This window comes from Anaerotignum faecicola (assembly GCA_024460105.1).
Taxonomy (GTDB): Bacteria; Bacillota; Clostridia; order Lachnospirales; family Anaerotignaceae; genus JANFXS01.
This window is the reverse complement of record JANFXS010000002.1, coordinates 442,392-459,868: the sequence shown is the minus strand read 5'-3', so window position 1 is coordinate 459,868 and position 17,477 is coordinate 442,392. Positions and strand designations below refer to the sequence as shown.

The window sequence follows — 17,477 nt, the reverse complement described above, 5'->3', positions numbered from 1 at the left end:
TTAAAATCGGCGTTTTGAATGTAAAAATACCGAAAACGCCGACAGAGTTTATTGCAATACAAAGGTGTGCAGATAGAGCTGGCCGGTTTGGCCTGAAAAATATTCCGCTGCCGAAAATGCCGGGGCATGTTTATGCAGGCGATAGGTTTTGTATGGCTTATGCTGTGATTTATAATTTTTTATCCGTTCATTTTAATATAAAGCGCATGACATTGTTTTATAATCCGCGCTTGGAGTTTGTGCGGCAGAAAGAAAAAATAAAACGCCCCGCCGCAAAAAAAAATATATGTTTCGGCAGTAAAGAGGGATTTATCTGCCGGATTTGCAGCGGGGCGGGGCGTAATCGGATATTATTTATTAAAAGTATTTTCCTGTTCTTCCCTTAATTTCCATAAAGTTGTTTCGCTTCTGTCTTCAATCATATCATATGTAATAATTTCGCCTGCTTTAATATCCCTTACGGCTTTGTTGCCTGTTATCATATGTGCCGGGACAGGGTTTCCGGGGGCTTTTTTTGTTGCCGGTATGATAGTTGCTTTAAGCCTTAAGTCATGATCGTTGCCTAATGTATCGCCTGCTTTGATGTCTACAAGAGCGGTTTTTACAAGATCATAGTTCGGAACGTATTCAAGCGATCCTGTGTCAAGGCCGAGAAGCTCCATTGTGAGTATTGTTGTTGAAACTTCAACGCCGCAAAGGTGGTAAGGACGGTAAATTACCGCAGTTGAACGGTCATAATTAGGTATCTGGCCTTTTGTTGTAAGTATATAGTTTGAATATGCGTTGTCGCATTTTACAACCATAAATACGCCGCCGCCCATTCCGCTTTCATCGTGGCGGCGCATGTTTGTATGTACGTCAATCATGCCTTCTTCGTCATATATGCCGTTATTTTTCTTAGAGCAGTATGCAACTGGCAGTTCGGTTATCCTGAGCGAACCTTCGGTGAGGGAATGGCTTACAGGCTTGAGGCCGGTAGCGTTTGCCATCATTGTAAGTTCACAGAGGTCAAAGGCGCCTGTACCGGGAAGGGCGTCAAGTATCTCTTTTCTTTTGGCAATATATTCTTCGGCTTTGCCTTCCGGTATCATTTCAAAATATTTGATATGGCTGTCGGGAATATCAACCTTACAGTCCTCATGTACCGTGATTCCGTCGGCGGCGATTGAAACGGTTTTATTTTTTTCATCAAGTATAAATTCGCCGTCGCGGGCCTTGCCGGCGGAAATAACAGTAAGGCCTATTGTCCTTGCCCATTCTACCAATGCCATAAGAAGGGCGGGCTGGTCGCCGTCTACAGGGGAATAAACAGTTCCGAGGTCTTTTGCTTTTTTCTTGAGTATCGGGCCTATAACGGAATCCATTTCTTTGCTGATAGCCGCAACTTTTTTACCTTTTTTGATTGCGTCAAGGCAGATTTCGGCGCCTACTTCGGGAACGCCCGTGCCTTCTGCAACAACATTGATACTTGGTATGTCGTTAACCATCATGGAATTGTCGGTATAGACATATTTGCCATCTTTAATAAGTTTTTCCGCTTCGGCGGCGTCGTTTGAATAAACGATTAAGCTTTCGTCAATCTCGGCTTTGATAAAAGCATTTTTTGCGTTTTCAAGGTTTTTGTCGGCTACAACGCATACTTTAAGCTGTTTTGTATATTTTTGCTGCGTTACTACAGCCGTGCCGAAATGTCCGGCGCCTATAATCGCTACGAGAACATCGTCTTTTTTGGGGCTTGCTTTAAATAAATGGTGATATAACATATTTTTTTCTCCTTTCGATTGTCAATAGAATTTTTATTGCTTTGGTTCGTTGTTTTTATTTAGAGCAATTTTTGTGCCAACAGCATGCAGTTGTTTACGATTTGGCATTTTATATAAAAATTATCTTATATTACACATAAAACGATGTTTTTTGTGTAATATTTGCATGTCTGAAACCTATATTAGGATGTTTGTGTTGCAAAAGGCGGTGTTGTGATGTATTATATGCAACATATTAAAACGGTTGCTGAGGAGGAGGATTTTTATGATAAAGATACATTTTATTTCACCGTACCCGGAATTGAGAAAGACTATAGACGCGGTTTTTGAAAACCACAGGTTCAGCGGGCGTATATCAAAGACGGTTTCCGTTGTTGCCGTAAATGAACTGCCCGAGATTAAGATTGGAAACTGCGATGTTATTATTGCGCGCGGATATGCCGCGCAATATCTCGTTGAGGAAGGAATAAATATACCTGTTGTGGATATTGATATATCCGCTTATGATGTTTTCAGATCCGTTCAGGAATGCAGCAGCCTTTACAGCCCTAAAAAAATAGCGTTTATAGGATTCTACAGCGCGTTTTCGGGCGTTGAAAGTTTTACGGAAATGCTTGGCTGTCAGGTTAAGGTTTATGTGCCGAAAGATTATGACGAAATCGACAGAATTTTAAAGACGGCGTTGTCCGAAGGATGCGACGCTGTGGTTGCCGGGCAGTATGTCGTTAATAAAGCAAAAAAAATGAGGATTAATTCCACATTAATAAGAGTTGGGGAAGAAGCGGTTTACAGGGCTATAGACGAGGCCGTCAGAACATATGAAATAGTTACCCAGGAAAGGATTAAAAGCAAGGTTTATGAAATTATAACGCACAACTCCAAAGACGGCATACTTTATATAGGAAGGGACGGCGATATTCAGGCGTGCAACCAGGTAGCGCTTGATATGTTTGGAGTTGCAAGTTCGCTTTATACTTTGGAGAACAATTTTCCGCAGCTTTTTGAAGGATATAAAAGAGCCCTCGAAAAAGGCGAAGAAATAGCAGGGGAACTTAAAAATATTAAAAATATAACAATTTCCATAGACTATGTGCCCGTTGTAGACGGAGGGCGGGCAGAAGGCGTCGTTATTACGTTTCAGAATATAACCAAAGTTCAGCAGATTGAAAGGGATATAAGGAAAAAACTCAGCGACAGGGGGCTGTATGCCAAAAATGAGTTTTCGGATATTGTACATGAGAGCAGTGTTTTGGATGAAACTATAGAGATTGCAAAAAGATATGCCGTTTCATCTTCCAATATAATGCTTGTAGGCGAAACCGGAACGGGAAAGGAAATATTTGCTCAGAGCATACATAATGCAAGCAAAAGGAAAAAGGGCCCTTTTGTGGCCGTAAACTGCGCGGCATTTCCCGAGAACCTGCTTGAAAGCGAGCTTTTCGGATATGTGGAGGGGGCTTTTACGGGAGCGGCAAAGAAAGGGAAAATGGGACTTTTTGAATTGGCGCATAACGGAACGATATTCCTTGACGAAATAGGAGAGATCCCAATGAGTATGCAGAGCAAGCTTTTGAGAGTGCTTCAGGAAAAAGAGGTGAGGCGTATCGGAGACGACAAAGTAACGTCGGTTGACGTAAGGATAATTTGCGCCACAAATAAAAATCTCAAAAGCATGGTAATAAAAGGGGAATTCAGGCAGGATCTGCTTTACAGGCTGGATGTGCTTAAAATATTCATACAGCCGTTAAGGAAAAGGCGGGAAGATATTCTTCCTTTATTTAATATGTCGCTTGAAAAAATATGTTTCAAAGGACAGCAGGCTGTTCCGGAACTTGATCAGGACGCACGGCAAATGCTTTTGGAATATTCGTTTCCCGGGAATGTAAGGGAACTTGAAAATATTGTCGAAAGGGTAAACGTAATAAGGCTCGGCGAGAAGGTAATATCTTGCGAGGATATGAAAAACGCTATTTATCCCGACGATGTTTCGGAAGAAATTTTTTACGGCGACAGCGTTTCGAAACCGAAATATGTCAGAAGCAGTGAAAATGAATCGGAAAAGATTATAAACGCCCTTGAGGAATGCGGCAACAATATGACAAAAACCGCAAAATATCTCGGTATGGACAGGAGCACTTTATGGAGGAAGATGAATAAGTACGGAATTCAAAAATAGAAAACGTTGCGTAATGTTGCATGATGCGTTGTCTGAATTTCTGCAACAAAAATGAAAAGCGGAATTACGTCGATAAATAAGTTTTGCTTGTGTAATATGACTAAGAAAGTCATTTTTAGTTTGTTCAATTTTTTAACAATTACAAAAATGAATAAATGGCACAGATTTTGCTGTATATAAGCGCATATATAAATTATTGAATGTGGAGCCTGATTTTTAGGTTCCCGATTAAATAATATGCTTGGTTCGTTTTATAATTAAAAAGGAGGAAAAATATGAAAGATACAATGTTTGGCGTTTATAAAGAAACAAAAGGGCCGGGAGCCGTTTGGAGGGAGGATCTGCCTATACCGGAGTGCGGCGAAAGGGACGTCCTTGTTAAAGTAAGGGCTACCGCAATATGCGGTACAGACAGCGCGCATATATATCCGTGGGGTGCATATGCCGAAGAAAGATGCCCCGTACCGTATGTTTTCGGACATGAATTCTGCGGCGATATCGTCAAAGTCGGCAGTAAAGTAACGGAATTTAAAGAAGGCGACAGAGTTGCCGGCGAAACTCATATACCATGCAACACATGCCCCATGTGCTTGTCAAACAGAAGGCATAACTGTGAAAATATGAAAATTATAGGAGTACATACGCCGGGATCGTTTGCGGAGTATATAGCGTTCCCAGCCGACTGCGCTTTTAAAATCGACGACAGCATAAGCTACGAAATAGGCGCGCTGCTGGAACCTATGGGCGTAGGTATGCATGGCGTTTCAAGAGCGGACGTAAAAGGCAAAACAACCGTAATTTACGGCTGCGGGCCGATAGGCCTTATGGCTGTTGCGGCGGCAAAATTTAAGGGAGCAAGCAAAATAATCGCTATCGACGTTGTAGACAGCAAGCTCGAAATGGCAAAAAAAATGGGCGCCGACGTAGTTATCAACAGCAAACAGCAAAACGATCTTGAGATTGTTTTAAAAGAAACAAACGGAAGCGGCGCCGACGCTGTTATTGATTACACCGGAAACAATTTCGCTATACGGGCAGGCTTCAAGCTTGTGAGAAAAAGCGGCACGGTTGTTCTCGTAGGCCTGACAAGCGGCGAAACTCCGCTTGATTTGGCAAATGATATTATATATAAAGAAGCGGCTGTTTACGGGGTTACCGGAAGGCTTATGTATGAAACATGGGACGAATGTCTTGAAATGCTTAGATCAGGTTTTGATTTAAGGCCGCTTATGAGCGGGCCGTATGCCCTTAAAGACTTTGAGAAAGCTTTTGAGGCCGTTAAAACGGCTGTTGGAAGGGTAGTAATGATACCATAATTAAATTTTACAACATAAGGAGGTAGTAAGATGGATGTTTTGGTGCTTATGGCAGTTTTTTTCATACTGCTGTTTTTAGGGGTGCCTATTGCGTTTTCATTGTGTTTATCGGCTTTATTTTATATGATTGGTTTTTCGGATGTGCCTCTTATTATTATAGGGCAGCAGATGCTTAAGGGCGTGGATTCATTTACGCTTATGGCCATTCCGTTTTTTGTTATAGCCGGCGGGCTTATGGAATCCGGCGGTATTTCGAAAAGGATTGTTAATTTTGCAAGGACTATTGTCGGCTTTGTCCCCGGCGGGCTTGCCGTTGTTACAGTGGTTGCCAGCATGATATTTGCGGCTATGACAGGCGCCGGAGCCGCTACAACGGCGGCGGTAGGCGGCATTATGATACCGTCTATGGAAGAAGAAGGCTATGACGGCGGATATGCAAGCGCTGTACAGGCTGTGGGAGGTATTTTCGGACCGCTTATTCCTCCCAGCATACTTATGGTGCTTTACGGAGTCGCTTCCGGAGAGTCCGTTGGCGATATGCTTATGGCGGGATTAATACCGGGCATATTTTTAGGACTTATTGTTATAGCCGTTGTAATATTCCAGTGCATAAAGAAAGGCTATAAGGGAGTCGGCCGTTTCAGCCTTAAAACTTCGGTTAAGTCCTTTGGGCAGGCGTTTTGGGCGATACTTGCCCCGATAATAATACTCGGCGGCATATATTCGGGATTTTTTACGCCTACGGAAGCATCGGCGGTATGCTGTTTTTACTGCCTTATAATAGGTTTATTTGTCTACAAGGAATTAAGGCTGGAAAATCTTTTGAGCGTTGTTTTTAAATCCGTAAAATCAGCGGCCGGCATAATGCTTATTGTTGCGGCCACACAGGCTTTCGGATGGGTAATTACAAGGGCGGGCATACCTCAAATGGTTGCCGAGGCGTTTACATCCGTAATCGGAAGCCCTACTGTATTTATGCTTGCCGTATGCTTTATACTTTTGATTGCGGGATGCTTCATAGACGCCGTGCCGGCGCTTTTGATTTTTGCTCCTATTTTGATACCTACGGCTCTTGAGTACGGAATTTCATTAATCCATTTCGGGGTTGTTATGGTTGTTGTGCTTTGCATCGGCCTTGTTACCCCGCCGGTTGGACTGAACCTTTTTGTAGCGTCTTCTGTTGGCGGCCAGCCGGTACATAAAATTATACCGCACCTTCCGGTACTTATAGGCGCTATTTTAGTCGGAGCGGTAATAATCGTTTTCGTTCCGGCGTTGTCAACATTTTTACCGTCACTTTTATAATATTTAATTTATTTATTTAAGGAGGATACTTATGAAAAAATTATTTTGTTTAGCAGCAGCGTCTGTATTGGCGGCAAGCATGCTTGCCGGATGCGGCGGCGGAGAAACGCCGGCTGAAGGCGGAAGCGGAGAAACTATAAGCCTCAGCGTTTTTTGCGGGTCTATAGCTGAAAATACCCCAACCGGCGACGCGCTTAAAGAGATGGTTAACTATATAAATGAAAATTCCAACGGTACGCTGGAAGCTACGGCTTACTATGATACGGCTCTCGGCGACGCTACTTCTATGGTTCAGGGGCTCCAGCAGGGAACTATTGACATCGGAGTGACGGGAACGTCATACTTTACAGGGCTTGTGCCGGAAATTTCAGTTTTTGAACTTCCTTTCCTTTTTGACAATTTGGATCAGGCAAGGGCGGCTACAAGCGGCGAAGCGGCTGAAAAGATCTTTGATATGTTTGAAGAAAAAGGGATTATAGGAATTTCATTCTGGGAAAACGGTTTCAGGCAGCTTTCAAACAACGTAAGGGAAATAAACGAACCGGCGGATCTCGAAGGCATTAAAATGAGGACTCTACCCGCTACTATACAGGTTGAAACATGGAAAGCCCTCGGCGCGCTTCCTACAACTATCGACGCCGCAGAACTTTACACGGCTCTCCAGCAGGGAACGGTAAGCGCTGAAGAAAACCCGCTTCATGAAATAGTTTCAAGGAAGTTTTATGAAGTGCAGAACTACATAACCCTCACAAGCCATGTTTATACGCCTCAGTTTATGGGAGTAAGCGCAAAAACATGGGAAAAATTAAATGATGAACAAAAACAGGTTATAATGGATGCGGCAAAGGTCGGACAGGAAGCTCAGCGTGAATTCAACGCCCAAAAGACGGAAGAAGCTATGCAGGTGCTCCTTGATAACGGCTGTGTAATAAATGAAAACCCTGATATTGAAAAATTTAAAGAAATAGCGCAGACTGTATGGCCTACATTTACAGATGAATACGGCACGGAGCTCCTTGACATAATTCAGGCGCAGAAGGAGGCAGGAAATGAGCAGAATAGTTGATTTAACGCTTCCTATTGTTGAACATTGGAGGTATGGAATTAAGTTTGAAAAGCCAATGTCGCACGCCAACCATGATCGTTGGGAAGCTACGGCGTATAATCTTCAGTCTCATTGGTTTACCCATATTGACGCCCCGATTCATCATGATCCCAACGGCCTTACGCTGGACGCATATCCTATTGAAAACTGGTGCATATCAGACTGCCTTGTGCTTGATTTTTCGGATATAGCGGACAATACGGGAATAACGTATGAAATGCTTGAAGAAGCAAATAAGCCGTTTAAAGACAAACATTATGACGCTGTTTTAATAAGGACGGACCGCGGCAGGAAAGTTCCATGGACAGAATATGATTTTTGGGATAACTCGCCTTATGTAACGGCCGACGGCGGGAAATGGATTAAGGAATATAACCCGAAGGTTGTAGGGTTTGATTTTCCTCAGGATTACGAGATAAGAAAGATAAGGACGGCAGGGCCTAAAGACCCTATTTACCAGCCTGTACATGAAATAGTTTTGAAAGAAGGGAAAATACTCATGATTGAGTATATGACAAACTTGTGGGAAATCAAATCGCCTACTTGCAAGCTTATTGCCCTTCCGTTAAATACAAAAAATGCCGACGGTTCCCAAATCAGGGTTATAGCCGTTGTTGATTAAGGGGGAAGAAATATGCCGGGATTTTTTCATAAATCAAGAAAATTTATAGAAGCGTTGTTCGGCTTTATCGGCATAGCTATGATTTTAATAGAAACGTACGCCGTATTTGCCAGGAACCTGTTTAAGACAACGGCTTCATGGTCTGACGAAACCCTTAAACTGTTGTTTGTATGGTCGATTTTCATTTGCTCGGCGCTGGCGTTTTTGTCGGATGATCTGATAGGCCTTGACCTTTTGGAAGAAAAGCTTTCCGAAAATAAAAAAGCTTTTACGATTCTTAAAACAATACAGTATTTGTTTGCATTTGCGCTTAGCGCATTTCTTTCGGCCCAGGGAGTTTCCATGATTATGACGCAGTTTGCGACGGGGGAAGTTACCCCTGTTGTACAGTATCCTTTATGGCTGATAAACGTCGGATTTTTAATCGGTTCGGTTTTAACGCTTGTATTTTCCGTTTATAAAATTTATCATGTTATTAAAGATTTAAAAAGGAGCGCATAATATGAGCGGAAAAAAAAGGATAGCGATTCTTTTGGGCGACGCGGCCGGAGTGGGCGCCGAGATTGTTGTGAAAGCTTTAAGCAGGGAAAAATATAAAAAAAGCTGCGTAATTCTTTTAATAGGTTCAAAGCCGATATTCGAAAGAGCCGAAAATATTGTCGGAGAAAAGATTGGCGTCGAATATATAAGTTCTATGGACGAATACGGTAACGGCAAAGACGGTATTTATTTTTGGGATTTAAACGACGTTATGCCGGAAGACGCGCCGTTTGCGGCCGTAAGTGAAAAGTGCGGCAGAAGCTGCATAAAGCAGATGGATTTAGCCGCCGGGCTTTATAACGACGGAATTATCAGCGGATTTGCATTTGCACCTTTCAATAAAGAGGCTATGATATTGGCCGGCTTGGGATGTGAAAGCGAGCATGAATATTTTGCGAAAATTTTCAGCCAGAACGGACCGTCCGGCGAAATAAACGCCCTTAACGGTCTGTGGACAAGCCGTGTGACGAGCCATATACCGATAAGCGAAGTAAGCGGAAGCATAACCGAAAAAAGCGTTTATGACGCCGTGATGCTTATTAGCGATACGATAAAAGCCAACGGCATAAAAAATCCGCGCATAGGAGTGGCGGCTTTAAACCCCCACTGCGGAGAAGGAGGAAAATGCGGCCGTGAAGAAATTGACGCGATTATTCCGGCTGTAAAGAAAGCCGTCGGAAACGGCATCGACGTTTCGGGCCCCGTATCTTCCGACGTATTGTTTATAAAAGCTTTTGACGGAGAATATGACGGCGTTGTTACGATGTATCATGACCAAGGGCAAATAGCCATGAAGCTGAAAGGCTTTTCAAAAGGCGTTACTATTGCCGGAGGAATAAAAGCGCCTATTGCGACATGCGCGCATGGAACGGCGTTTGATATTGCCGGGAAAGGCGTTGCCGAAAGCACGGCCTTTGAAGCGGCTGTCGATTGTGTAATAAGTATGTGCGGCAATTAATAAATATCTGAATAAATAATCCTCAAAGCCAAAGCGTATATTATCGCTTTGGCTTTATTTTATTGTGAAAATAAATTTATATTTTGATTTTAAACGGCCTTTTATGCGGCTTTACGGCCGATGGGAATATTATTGCTGATTCTTGCCGCATTTTTAGGACGGGCATAAAAAGTTGCCCTTTTGACAGGCGCGTATTCCCGACAATTATATTGATCGCGTCGGTATTCCTTGCGGGAGGGCAAAGCAGTTTTGCCGCCGGTATGTTTGTGCTTTTGATAATCGTAACGGGCATTATTATAACGCTGTTTTCTTCAAAATTACTTTCGGAAACAGCGCTGAAAGGAGAGCCGTCGTCTTTCGTTCTGGAACTTCCGCCATACCGGAGGCCGCAGATATTTCAAATTATAATAAGAAGCCTTCTTGACAGAACGCTTTTTGTTTTGGGCCGTGCCGTAAGCGTTGCGGTGCCGTGCGGGGCATTGATTTGGATAATGCAGAATGTAACGTTAGGAGATACAAGCATACTGTCAGCGTTCGCGTCGTTTCTCGATCCGTTGGGAACTCTTATGGGAATGAACGGGATTATACTTGCGGCTTTTATATTGGGACTGCCGGCCAATGAAATAGTTATACCTATATTAATAATGTACTATCTTCAAAGCAGTTCTTTAATGGAACTCTCATCAAATGCAGAAGTTTACGGGCTTTTTGTACAAAACGGCTGGACGCTTGTAACGGCGGTATGTGTTATTATGTTTTCGCTTAACCATTTCCCGTGCGCGACAACGCTTTTGACAATTAAAAAGGAAACGGGAAGTATAAAATGGACTGTATTTTCTTTTATATTCCCGACATTAGTGGGAATGACGATATGCATATGCATTAATGCTTTTTGCAGTCTGGGCGCAATTTTTATCTAATGGGCTTAGACAATATGCGCCGTATTTTATAACGTGGATTTTTACAGTGAAAAGGCTCTTCTGTCAGCAAGGCATTTAAATGCGAAAGCTTTGCAATACAAATGTGTATGCGGTTTATATAATGATTTGAAATCCTGATTTTCAGGCTTTAGGCCTTATTTAAAATCAGGATTTTTTATTTGCATTTTGTAATACGGTTTACAGTTTACAAGGACACACGCGCCAAACAAGAAAAAATTTTCAGCATTTCAAGCTTTATACGCCTGCTGTAGGAGCCGCGCGAATTAAACTACAAAAAATTTTTATCTTGTGAGGTTTGTGAGTTTTAACGGACGTTGGCGGCATAAGAGCAAGGCAAAGACGCGCATGCCAGAGGCTCCTTACGGAAAGCGGCTTTAACACAGCCATTTCTCCGCCGACGCCCGTTAAAACCGTATTTGCTCTTGTAAACGGAGGCTGTTTAAAACTTAAATAAATTGTAAGAATATCGGCGGATTATTTGTACAAAACCGATTGGATATGTGTTAAAATATATATGTGGCAAAATATTCATATTTAAATCTTTAAGGGAGGGGTAATTTATGAAAAGGAAAATGTCGGCGTTTATAACTGCGGCGGCTACAATAAGCTGCGCTACTATTTGTATGGCTTCGATAACATTTTCGGATATAAATAATGTGCCATGGGAAGGCGCTAAGAATTATATTGTCAAAGTTGCGGATCTCGGCCTTATGGTTGGTCAGGAAAACGGCGACGGTACGAGCGTTTTCAGGGCAAAAGACAAGGTTACATACTGCGAAACGGTGCAGCTTATATACAACATACTTAAAGACCAGGGGCGCGCTGAACCGTCGGAGGCCGTAACCGCTAAATGGAAAATGGTTATGGAGCGCAGCGGCATACCGGAATGGGCGCATGAAGCGACGGCATACTGCCTTGAAAACGGTATTATATCCGTTGAAGATATAGCAGGATTTGTCGAAACCGACGGCTCGGGCGAAAATGCGACGCGCGAGGACGTTGCGCTTATATTCGGAAGGGCTATTGACGAGAATGCGGAAGATGAAAAAGATTTCGGTTTTAACGACAGTTCAAAGATTTCCGAAAAGGCGGCGCCGTATGTAAATCTGCTTGCAGAGAAAAATATACTTGTAGGCGACAGCAATAAGAACTTTAACCCGGATAATTTTATAAACAGGGCTGAAATGGCAGTTGTGGCGACAAAAACATACGGTTTTATTTCAGGCGAGGATATAGACGTTTCCGACAGCTCTGTTTCCGGAACAGTAAGCGGACTGAATAAATCGGGGAATATAATTGAAATAAATGTGACGGGGAAAGACGGATCGCAGATAAAATTAAGCGGCGTTAAAGGCACGCCGATCAAAACCGACGCCGGAAAAACCGACATAGCGGATATTTCCGAAGGCGACGAGGTTACGCTTAATTATACCGGAAACTTTATAACAAGCGGCTCCGTTGAAAAAGGCGGCGCGAAATCCGCAAACGATTCAATAGTTACGGGAACCGTAAATAATATCACAAATAAGAAAATTGCCGTTAATCTTAACGACGGTTCGCAGCAGGCATACAATATTTCCGGCGCGGCGTCCGTAACCCTTAATGGAGAGAAAGCGTCAGCAGCCGATATATCAGACGTAATAGACAATGGGCTTACGGTTGACGTAACGGTTAAGCTTTCGGCAGGACAAGCGTCGGATATTGCGGCGTCAGGCGAAACAGGGGTTGTAGAGGGAACAATAAGCGACATAGACTCAAGTGAAGTGACAATTATGCGCACGCGGGGAAACGAGAAATCCTTTGACATAGCCGACGGCGTTAAAATTAAGCTGGACGGCAAAACGGCAAAAATAGGCGATATTTCCGATGCTCTTGAAAATGACAGCGAGCTTTTTATAAGGGCTGAACTGGACGATTCCAAAGAAGTTGAAAAGATGACGGTTTCATACTCGCAGTCGGGAGGTACGGCTAGCGGTATGATTAATAAGATAACGGACGAAAAAATCAGCCTTTCAACCTCAACGGACGATTCCACGGGATACTATTTTGAAGGCGCGCCGAAAGTCGTTTACGAAGGCGACGAGATAACGTTATCGAGCCTTGAGAGGAAAGTTAACGGCGGAACTGAAATATCGGCGACTGTTTATCTTAACGACCGGAAAAAAGTTACCAAAATCGAGGCCGTATCGGAAGAGGGAAAATATGTAACGGTTAAAAATCTCACGGATAACAACATTACTATCGTGACCGATTCCGGCTTTGAGAACGAATATCTGCTTGCCGATGACGTCGACGTTAAATACTCCGACGGCTCAAAGGTTAATTTCGGCAATTTTAAAGAAGTTTATATACCGGGCAAAACAAAAGTCAAGCTGACGATAAACAGCAAGTCTGTCGTCACACGGATTGTCGCCGATATAGATTCCGAAAGCTATGACAAAATTTCGGGAAAAGTTAAAGGCTTAAATGGCAACGGAATAAAAGTGGGCGGCAAGACGGTTTATTTCTCGGAAGACACGCTGTATAATGTGGATGGAAAAGAAACGGAACTCGACGAAATACTGGAAGGATATGAGTTCGGGGAAGAAATGGATGCAACTGTAATATTCTCGGAAGATATAGCGAGAAATGTAACCATAGAGATTACCTCTGTAAGCGGTAAAATTTCTGACATGAAAAAAGGCTATATAACGCTTTCATCATCAGAAGGCAGCAGGCAGTACCAGGTTGCCTCCGACGAGGAACTTGTTGTAAAATATTCCGATGAGAGCAAAGCCTATGATTTCCAGAACCTTTACGGCAGATGGTATACAAACGGCGAGGATTTTTCCGTTGAATGTATGGTCGACAACGGGGTTATAGTTAAAATCGAAGCTAAGAGGATTTGAATTTAGAGGCCGAATACCATAAAAAATGCTTAGGTTATAAATATGGCGGTTTTAGGACGGCGTGAAGCAGTTTTTGAGCCGTTATGAGCCTAAGGCATTGTGTTATGAACATATAGGCGTGGAGTTACGGCGGCATTTGAACGTAATGCCGCCGTAATTTATTAATTTTGCATATTTTTATTGATAAAAAGATATAAAAAAATTATAATATATTAAATATACAATTTTAATGAAAGAGGTATTTTTTAATGAGATATGAAGGCGTTGTTTACAGACCACCCAGCGAGGCAGGAAGCCTCATAATCCAGCTTACAATCGGCTGTGCAAGGAATACATGCACTTTTTGCGCAATGTTTAAAGATAAAAGGTTTAGAATAAGGAAATTAGACGAGGTTATAGAAGACCTTTTAATGGCGAGGAAATATTACGGGAACATCCGCGTAAGGAGGATATTCCTTGCGGACGGCGACGCGCTTATTGTTAAAACGAAAGACCTGCTTTATATACTTGAAAAGATAAAGGAAATTTTCCCCGAGGTTGAAAGGATTTCGGCTTACGGAGCTCCTGCCGACGTGCTTATGAAAACTGACGAGGAACTTAAGGCGCTTAAAGATGCGGGGCTTGATATGATATATATGGGAGCCGAAAGCGGCGACGACGTAGTTTTGAAAGACGTTAAAAAAGGAGCTACTTCCGCTGAAATTATTGAAGCGGGCATTAAAATCAGGAAAGCCGGCATGGCGCTTTCCATAACGCTTATTTCAGGCCTCGGAGGCCGGAACAGGGTTGAAGAGCACGCAATAAATTCAGCTAGGCTTATAACTGCCATTAAGCCGGAATACGTTGGGTTTTTGACTTTGATGGTGGAACCTGGAACGCCGCTTTATGAGGATCATCGTGCCGGCCGTTTTGAACTTTTGGGCCCGCGCGAGATACTTCAGGAAGTTCGGCTTTTTATACAGAACGTAGACGCCGAGGGAACTGTTTTCCGCTCCAACCACGCTTCAAATTATATATCGCTTAAAGGCACGTTTAACAAGGACAGGGAGCTTATGCTCCGCCAAATCGAACAGGCTGAAAAGAACGGCGTCTTTAAAGATGAAAGATACAGGGGAATTTAACGTCGGGCAGGTGGCGCAATGGCTTTTATAGGGATTATATCTGTTATACAGTTTTTCTTTGCGCTGATTGCGGCCACTGTTACAGGCAGGCGCGAATGGCTGATAACTCTTTTTTGGTGCATACCTACTTTTATGATGGCTTATACCGTTAACGACGGTATGGTGATTAACGGCCTTGTGATAGTTATTTCGTTTTATATGTTTTTTATAACCGCATATTCGCTCTGGGGGATAAAACTTTGGCATACCGGCGAAAGGAAAAACAAAAAAAGGGTGATAATCACACTGCTGTGCATAAATTTTGTTGTGTGTTCCTACTGCATTTATCAGTGCATAACGCTTGGATATTTCGGAAAATCCCTCGAGGCGCTTAACAAAGCTCAGCGGACGGTTGTTTCGATTATTGCCGGAGCGGGGGAGGGGGCGGTTATGCTTCCAGTTTCGGTTACGGCTTTGGACAGGTTTTTTTCAAAAAAAGAAAATTTTGTGCTTATACATTGCAGTCCTCTAAGACAGGGCAGGAAAAACAACGTTCAGTTCGGCGGAAGGTTTGCAATTAAAGGCGTGCAAAACGGCAAAGAATATATATTTAACATGACGCGCAAAGCTTTCCTATTATTAAAAAAACGGGAACACTTTATAATGGAGGCAAGAAGGGGAATACTGGGCGGCGTATATGTTCAGGGCGATTTATATAAAAACGAGAACAGAAGGAATAAAAGGATCAACAGGGTACTTATAAGGAGCGGTATTTTTGTTTTTATATCGGCGGCTGTAGTAATATTGTTTATTATCAGGATAAAGACTGGCGTTGGTTTTGGCCGAATGTTTGAAGAACTTTGGAAAGAGGTATTAAATTGGATAAAATAAAAGTTATGAGCGTTTTCGGAACAAGGCCCGAGGCAATTAAAATGGCCCCTCTTGTTAAAGCGCTTGAGAATGAACCGTTATGTGAAAGCGTCGTATGCGTTACGGCGCAGCACAGGCAGATGCTCGATCAGGTGCTTGAGATATTCAGCCTTAAGCCTGATTACGATCTTAATATAATGAAAGAAAAACAAACGCTTGAAACAATTACGACGAATGCCCTCACAGGGCTTTCGGAAGTAATGCGTAAGGAAAAGCCGGATATAGTGCTTGTACATGGAGATACGACCACCACTTTTGCCGGAAGCCTAGCGGCATATTACAGCCAAATAAAGGTGGGGCATGTGGAAGCCGGGCTTAGGACATACAATAAATATGAGCCTTTCCCGGAAGAAATGAACAGGCGACTTACAGGGGCTATTGCCGATTTGCATTTTGCCCCCACCAAGCTTTCGGCGATGAATCTCCATAAAGAAAATATTGACAATGAAAATATTTTTATAACAGGAAACACTGTTATAGACGCGCTTAAATCTACAATAAAAAAAGACTATTTGTTTTCCGTGCACGTATTAAATAATATAGACTTTGAAAACAAGCGGGTTATTGCCATGACGGCCCACAGGAGGGAAAACCTCGGAGCTCCGCTTGAAAATATATGCCGGGCGGTAAAGGCTGTTGCGGAAAAGTTTAAAGATGTGGAAGTTGTATATGCCGTTCATAAGAATCCGGCGGTTATGGAACCTGTTTACAGGATACTCGGCAACACGCCGAATATACATCTTACAGAGCCGCTTGATTTAAAGGATATGCACAATCTTATGAGCAGATCATATTTTGTAATGACAGACAGCGGCGGGCTTCAGGAGGAAGTTCCGAGCATGGGCAAGCCCGTTCTTGTTTTGCGCAATGTTACGGAAAGGCCGGAAGGCATTGAGGCCGGAACACTTAAGCTTGCAGGAACGGATGAAGGAAAGGTATTCGCCCTTGCAGAGGAACTATTGACAGATAAAGATATGTACAGCAAAATGGCTAAGGCAAAAAACCCGTTTGGAGACGGTATGGCTTCGGAAAGGATTGTGCAGGCTATATTGTATTATTTCGGAAAAAGGGGAAAAAGGCCCGATGATTTTGCGTAAGTTAAAATTAATAAACTGATTAAGGAGGCAATATAATGAAAGAAGAGAGAATGGCTATTTTATCCATGGTTGAAAAGGGCATTATAACTGTCGAAGAAGCCGAGAGGCTTTTTAATGCAATCGGCGGAAAAGGAAACGCGGATATTTCGGAGAAAATCAACAATGTGTTTTCCAAAGCGGGTGAAAGCCTTAGTTCTATTGCCAAAACTGTTAGTGAAAAAACGGAAAAACTTGTCGAGGACTCAAAACCGGTTATGAAAAAAGCCGGGGAAAAGCTTGACAAGGCTGTTGACGATGTAAAACCTGTTGTAAAAAAGGCTGCCGAAGCAGTTGCCGAAACTGCTGAGAACATTATTAAAAATAGGAATAAAAAGGACGACGATATTGTCGACGGCGTTTTTCATGAACATGATGAAAGTACAACCGACGAAGATTTTGAAGAGGATGTTACCATAATACCCGTTAAAAATGAGGAAGAAAAAGAAGAGGATAAAACACAGGAATAATAAAAACTTTTTCGGGCCAAAAAGCGCGACTATTTTTATAAATAATACGGCGTATACGGCGTTTGGCCGCATGTAAAGCTGGGCTAAGCGGCGCTCATTAATGGTTATTGCTGAAATTTTTTGATTAACAGGGCGGTTTTCCGTTAGAAAGGGTAAAGCCGCCTTAAATATTGTTAATTTTTTGTAAAATGGGAAGAAATAAATTATATTTTATGGTATAATCCTATATG

General features: G+C 42.7%; 14 protein-coding genes. 13 read left to right on the top strand and 1 reads right to left on the bottom strand.

Annotation, left to right across the window (positions count from 1 at the left end; genetic code table 11):
* Window positions 1-350: 350 nt before the first annotated feature.
* Entirely contained in the window at window positions 351-1,763 is a 1,413-nt protein-coding gene (locus tag NE664_04700) for an SAF domain-containing protein (protein ID MCQ4725963.1), read from the bottom strand.
* 265 nt (window positions 1,764-2,028) lie between these two features.
* Between NE664_04700 and NE664_04695 the strand changes: the two genes are divergently transcribed.
* The 13 genes from NE664_04695 to NE664_04635 all read left to right on the top strand — a co-directional run bounded on the left by NE664_04695 (window position 2,029) and on the right by NE664_04635 (window position 17,247).
* On the top strand, window positions 2,029-3,939 hold the full coding sequence (locus NE664_04695) for a sigma 54-interacting transcriptional regulator (protein MCQ4725962.1): 1,911 nt from the start codon (window positions 2,029-2,031) through the stop codon (window positions 3,937-3,939).
* A gap of 275 nt (window positions 3,940-4,214) precedes the next feature.
* The gene (locus tag NE664_04690) at window positions 4,215-5,255 is read left to right on the top strand and encodes an alcohol dehydrogenase catalytic domain-containing protein (protein ID MCQ4725961.1); all 1,041 of its coding nucleotides are present in this window, start codon (window positions 4,215-4,217) and stop codon (window positions 5,253-5,255) included.
* Between the two features lie 30 nt (window positions 5,256-5,285).
* Window positions 5,286-6,560, top strand: coding sequence for a TRAP transporter large permease (locus NE664_04685; protein MCQ4725960.1), 1,275 nt, complete (start codon window positions 5,286-5,288; stop codon window positions 6,558-6,560).
* A gap of 31 nt (window positions 6,561-6,591) precedes the next feature.
* Window positions 6,592-7,626 carry a DctP family TRAP transporter solute-binding subunit gene (locus NE664_04680; GenBank protein MCQ4725959.1) on the top strand — a complete coding sequence of 345 codons (1,035 nt, stop codon included), beginning with the start codon at window positions 6,592-6,594 and terminating at the stop codon, window positions 7,624-7,626.
* On the top strand, window positions 7,610-8,287 hold the full coding sequence (locus tag NE664_04675; protein MCQ4725958.1) for a cyclase family protein: 678 nt from the start codon (window positions 7,610-7,612) through the stop codon (window positions 8,285-8,287). Before NE664_04680 ends, NE664_04675 begins: the two co-directional genes overlap by 17 nt.
* Before the next feature lie 12 nt (window positions 8,288-8,299).
* Window positions 8,300-8,788: a TRAP transporter small permease gene (locus tag NE664_04670; protein MCQ4725957.1), complete on the top strand. Its 489-nt coding sequence runs from the start codon at window positions 8,300-8,302 to the stop codon at window positions 8,786-8,788.
* 1 nt (window position 8,789) lies between these two features.
* On the top strand, window positions 8,790-9,785 hold the full coding sequence (locus NE664_04665; GenBank protein ID MCQ4725956.1) for a 4-hydroxythreonine-4-phosphate dehydrogenase PdxA: 996 nt from the start codon (window positions 8,790-8,792) through the stop codon (window positions 9,783-9,785).
* 83 nt (window positions 9,786-9,868) lie between these two features.
* Entirely contained in the window at window positions 9,869-10,705 is an 837-nt protein-coding gene (locus tag NE664_04660) for a ferrous iron transporter B (protein ID MCQ4725955.1), read from the top strand.
* A gap of 581 nt (window positions 10,706-11,286) precedes the next feature.
* On the top strand, window positions 11,287-13,614 hold the full coding sequence (locus NE664_04655) for an S-layer homology domain-containing protein (protein MCQ4725954.1): 2,328 nt from the start codon (window positions 11,287-11,289) through the stop codon (window positions 13,612-13,614).
* Between the two features lie 248 nt (window positions 13,615-13,862).
* Window positions 13,863-14,735, top strand: coding sequence for a radical SAM protein (locus tag NE664_04650; GenBank protein ID MCQ4725953.1), 873 nt, complete (start codon window positions 13,863-13,865; stop codon window positions 14,733-14,735).
* Between the two features lie 18 nt (window positions 14,736-14,753).
* Entirely contained in the window at window positions 14,754-15,605 is an 852-nt protein-coding gene (locus NE664_04645; GenBank protein ID MCQ4725952.1) for a hypothetical protein, read from the top strand.
* Window positions 15,606-15,610: 5 nt separating this feature from the next.
* Window positions 15,611-16,741: a UDP-N-acetylglucosamine 2-epimerase (non-hydrolyzing) gene (gene wecB / locus NE664_04640; protein MCQ4725951.1), complete on the top strand. Its 1,131-nt coding sequence runs from the start codon at window positions 15,611-15,613 to the stop codon at window positions 16,739-16,741.
* A 35-nt stretch (window positions 16,742-16,776) separates the two neighbouring features.
* Window positions 16,777-17,247, top strand: coding sequence for a hypothetical protein (locus tag NE664_04635; protein ID MCQ4725950.1), 471 nt, complete (start codon window positions 16,777-16,779; stop codon window positions 17,245-17,247).
* Window positions 17,248-17,477: the final 230 nt, after the last annotated feature.

Coding starts and splice junctions, on each gene's coding strand:
- NE664_04665 (MCQ4725956.1), top strand. CDS start 8,790: ATGAGCGGAAAAAAAAGGATAGCGATTCTTTTGGGCGACGCGGCCGGA.
- wecB (MCQ4725951.1), top strand. CDS start 15,611: ATGAGCGTTTTCGGAACAAGGCCCGAGGCAATTAAAATGGCCCCTCTT.
- NE664_04680 (MCQ4725959.1), top strand. CDS start 6,592: ATGAAAAAATTATTTTGTTTAGCAGCAGCGTCTGTATTGGCGGCAAGC.
- NE664_04690 (MCQ4725961.1), top strand. CDS start 4,215: ATGAAAGATACAATGTTTGGCGTTTATAAAGAAACAAAAGGGCCGGGA.
- NE664_04635 (MCQ4725950.1), top strand. CDS start 16,777: ATGAAAGAAGAGAGAATGGCTATTTTATCCATGGTTGAAAAGGGCATT.
- NE664_04695 (MCQ4725962.1), top strand. CDS start 2,029: ATGATAAAGATACATTTTATTTCACCGTACCCGGAATTGAGAAAGACT.
- NE664_04650 (MCQ4725953.1), top strand. CDS start 13,863: ATGAGATATGAAGGCGTTGTTTACAGACCACCCAGCGAGGCAGGAAGC.
- NE664_04675 (MCQ4725958.1), top strand. CDS start 7,610: ATGAGCAGAATAGTTGATTTAACGCTTCCTATTGTTGAACATTGGAGG.
- NE664_04670 (MCQ4725957.1), top strand. CDS start 8,300: ATGCCGGGATTTTTTCATAAATCAAGAAAATTTATAGAAGCGTTGTTC.
- NE664_04700 (MCQ4725963.1), bottom strand. CDS start 1,763: ATGTTATATCACCATTTATTTAAAGCAAGCCCCAAAAAAGACGATGTT.
- NE664_04655 (MCQ4725954.1), top strand. CDS start 11,287: ATGAAAAGGAAAATGTCGGCGTTTATAACTGCGGCGGCTACAATAAGC.
- NE664_04685 (MCQ4725960.1), top strand. CDS start 5,286: ATGGATGTTTTGGTGCTTATGGCAGTTTTTTTCATACTGCTGTTTTTA.
- NE664_04645 (MCQ4725952.1), top strand. CDS start 14,754: ATGGCTTTTATAGGGATTATATCTGTTATACAGTTTTTCTTTGCGCTG.